Here is a 2,771-nt window from a genome sequence, read left to right as displayed (position 1 = left end):
GCTGCTCTGCCTGCACGCCGCGCCCGCGCTGGCGGCATCGCCCGCCCAGGCCAAACGGCCCGCCACCACGCAGACAGTGGCCTCCGCCAGCCCCGCGCCCGCCGTCATCACCGCCGTGGACCTGGCCAAGGCCCCGGCCCGCCACACCGAACTGGACTTCAACCTGTACAAGCTGGGCACCGGCAACGGCCCCACCGTGCTGGTGGTGGGCGGCATCCAGGGCGACGAGCCGGGCGGCTTTTCCGCCGCGTCGCTGCTGGTCACCCACTACGCCATCACGGGCGGCTCGGTGTGGGTGGTGCCCAACCTCAACTTTCCCAGCATGATCAAGCGCTCGCGCGGGCCCAACGGCGACATGAACCGCAAGTTCGCCGCCCTGCGCACGGACGACCCGGAATACGACACCGTCTGCCGCATCAAGGACATCATCCTCGACAAGCAGGTGGACCTGATCCTGAACCTGCACGACGGCAGCGGCTTTTACCGCCCGAAGAACGAAGGCCCCATGCGCAACCCCATGCGCTGGGGGCAGAGCGTGATCATCGACCAGGCCGCCCTGCCCGGCGCGCGCCACGGCGATCTTGCCGCCATGGCCCAGAAGGCCGTGCGCGAGGCCAACGGCGGCCTGCTCAGCCCCATGCACGAGTACCACCTGAAGAACACCCGCACGGCCGAAGGCGACCACGAGATGGAGAAGACCCTGACCTACTTCGCCATCCGCCACGGCAAGCCCGCCTTCGGCATAGAGGCCAGCAAGGACTTTTCCACCGAGCAGCGCTCGTACTACCACCTGCGGGTGCTGGAATCGTTCCTGCGCCAGATGGGCGTGGGCTTCAAACGCGACTTCGCCATGACCCCGCGCGGCGTGCTTGCCGCGCTGGAAAGCGACGTGGCCGTGGCCTTCTTCGACCAGCGGCTGTACCTGCCGCTGGACGACGTGCGCGCCTCGCTGGGGTACATCCCGCTCAAGAAGGGCGAAAAGGTATCGTTCACCGCCACCAAGCCCATCCTGGCCGTGGTGGACGAGGACGACGGCTACCGGGTGTTCTACGGCAACCGGGCGCTGACGCGCATCACCCCCGAATGGCGTGAATACACCGACGGCCCCGGCTCGCTCTCGCTGGACGTGGACGGCCGCAAGCTGGTGGTGCCCTTCGGCAGGATGGTCACCGTGCGCGATGCCTTCACCGTGCACCCCGTGGACGGCTTTCGCGTCAACGCCATCGGCGCGCAGGTGGCCCGGCCCGGCGCGCGCGACGACAGCGAATGCGACGTGCCCATCCGCAAGAAAGACTTCCAGAACCGCTTTTCCATCGACAAGTCGGGCAACATCTACCGGGTGGAAGTGTACCGGGGCGAAAAGTTCGCAGGCATGATCCTGGTGCGCTTCGAGGGCGGGGCCAAGCCCGGCAAGCGCGACATGCGGCCTTCGGTGGCCGGGCGGGAGAGCCTGCTGGGCTACTAGCATTGCCCTTGCAACAGCTTGAAAAAATGCACGAAGCCCTCGGCTGCGACAGCCGGGGGCTTCATCTTTTTCATACGCCGCGCGAAATATATTTCGGCACCTAACAAATTCTCCTTGACCATGCCCGGCGGATGCTTATACCCATCTCGTTAGGCACCTAATCAAAAACAAACAAGGAGACACACATGAACATTTCAACCACCGAAAAGCTGTTTCACCAGTTGCATTACTGCATGAATCTGCTGCACCGGGGCCATGGCCCGCACGGTCCGCATGGCGGTCGCGGCGGCGCGCATCGCGGGCAAGGCCGGGTTCTCGCCCTGCTGGCCGAACGGGACGGGCAAAGCCCGCGCGACCTTGCCGCCCTGCTGCGCGTGCAGCCCCCTTCGCTCAGCGAACTGCTGGACAAGCTCTCGCGCGACGGCAGCATCGAACGTCGCCGCCACGAGGAAGACCAGCGCATGAGCGCCGTGTTCCTGACCGAAAAGGGCCGGGCCATGGTGGACGAGGTGCGCCAGGCCCGCAAGGACGCGGCGGAAACCACTCTGGCCGGTCTGACCGCAGAGGAGCAGGAAAACCTTTCCGCGTTGCTGGACAAACTCATCGCCTCGCTGGAGGCCAGGTACGGCGAAGCCGTGGCCTGCCGCCGCATGGGCGAGCATGGACATGGACACGGCAGGGGCCGCCACGGCTGCTGCGGGGGCGAGGACGCCGTGGCTGAAGGCGGACACGGCGGGCACCATGGCCATGGCCCCCACGGGCATGGACATCACGGCCATGGCCCGCACGGGCAGGGATGCTGCCATGCGACGCACGGCCCTGACGGCCCCGATGCCCGCACCGATGCGGAAGGTGAACGCGGAGGATGCTGCGGGCATGGGCACGGTCGGGGACATGCCGGTCATGGAGGACATGGAGGCCGGGGACGCCACGGCGGGTTCGGCCCGCACGGCCCGCGCGCCGGTCAGGGACCGGAAACCGATGCGTCCGCTGCCGCTGCCCGTGACACCGACGCGCCTGAAAACTACGCTGGGGACGCCTTCGCGCCGGATACGGAACGCGACGCCTGATCCGACGCACCTCAGCGCACATCCACCAGAAAAGGGCACCACGGCCACAGCCGGAGTGCCCTTTGACTTTGTGCGAAACATGCCCGCGCCCTGCGGCACGGTGGCGCGCTGATGCGGTAGCGCGCGCCTGATGCAAAATGCCGTGCCCTGCGGGGCCTGACGGCACCCCGTCCGCGCCGTTGCGTCCGTTCGCCGATTTGCGGCACCCCACGCCGCCCCACGGCGCCCTAGGGCGC

Annotated in this window: 2 protein-coding genes; both read left to right on the top strand. The window is 67.6% G+C overall.

From position 1 onward, the window contains the following. The first annotated feature begins 1 nt into the window (after position 1). On the top strand, positions 2-1,465 hold the full coding sequence (locus FVW27_RS12465) for a M14 family metallopeptidase (RefSeq protein ID WP_243838418.1): 1,464 nt from the start codon (positions 2-4) through the stop codon (positions 1,463-1,465). A 185-nt stretch (positions 1,466-1,650) separates the two neighbouring features. Continuing rightward, positions 1,651-2,535: a MarR family winged helix-turn-helix transcriptional regulator gene (locus FVW27_RS12460; protein WP_167125587.1), complete on the top strand. Its 885-nt coding sequence runs from the start codon at positions 1,651-1,653 to the stop codon at positions 2,533-2,535. Positions 2,536-2,771 lie beyond the last annotated feature (236 nt).

This window comes from Nitratidesulfovibrio liaohensis (assembly GCF_011682075.1).
Classification (GTDB): domain Bacteria; phylum Desulfobacterota; class Desulfovibrionia; order Desulfovibrionales; family Desulfovibrionaceae; genus Cupidesulfovibrio; species Cupidesulfovibrio liaohensis.
The sequence above is the reverse complement of the archived record's forward strand: the minus strand, read 5'-3'. Positions and strand labels throughout refer to the sequence as shown.